The following is a 660-nucleotide window of genomic DNA, read 5'->3' on the forward strand; positions in this document are numbered from 1 at the left end:
ATCTTAAGCGAAAGCATCCGGTCCTACACAAGATCCGCGCCCACAAAGGCACTGACTATGCGGCATCACGAGGCACACCAATTAAAGCAACAGGTGATGGAAAAGTCGTATTTGCGGGCCGCAAAGGTGGTTATGGCAATGCAGTGATATTGCAGCACGGCCAGAAAATCACGACGCTATACGCTCACATGACTAAATTTGCGCGAAACGTAAAAACAGGAAAACGCGTTAAGCAAGGGCAAGTTATCGGCTATGTTGGTAGCACAGGACTCGCCTCTGGCCCTCACCTGCATTACGAATTTCGCGTTAACGGCGTACACAAAAACCCTGTCCGGGTAAAACTACCTCATGCGAAACCAGTACCAAGCGAGGAGTTAACGCAGTTTGCTCTGCAGACCAAACCTCTTTTAGCGCAACTGCAAACACTGCGTGAGGATTATCAACTCGCGTTTAACGCACAATAGCGACCAGGCATGCCCCGAGAGTACTATATTGGCTGCATCTCGGGCACAAGCCTTGATGGTTTAGACCTCGCACTTGTGTCCTTCGAAGAAGATTTCTGCGAGGTCGCTGCTTCATTCTGCGAAAAAATCCCAGACAAACTGCAAGCGGATTTATCATCTCTTTGCTCGCCTGGCCCTAGCGAAATTGAACGGCTTG

At 49.7% G+C, this 660-nt stretch carries 2 protein-coding genes; both read left to right on the plus strand.

Annotation, left to right across the window (positions count from 1 at the left end; genetic code table 11):
* Positions 1–464: M23 family metallopeptidase (locus tag A3751_RS20530; protein ID WP_156492688.1), on the plus strand; the 464-nt coding region annotated here is incomplete at its 5' end.
* Between the two features lie 9 nt (positions 465–473).
* Positions 474–660: anhydro-N-acetylmuramic acid kinase (locus A3751_RS20535; protein ID WP_197466569.1), on the plus strand; the 187-nt coding region annotated here is incomplete at its 3' end.

The sequence above is a fragment of the Oleiphilus sp. HI0080 genome, from assembly GCF_001635135.1.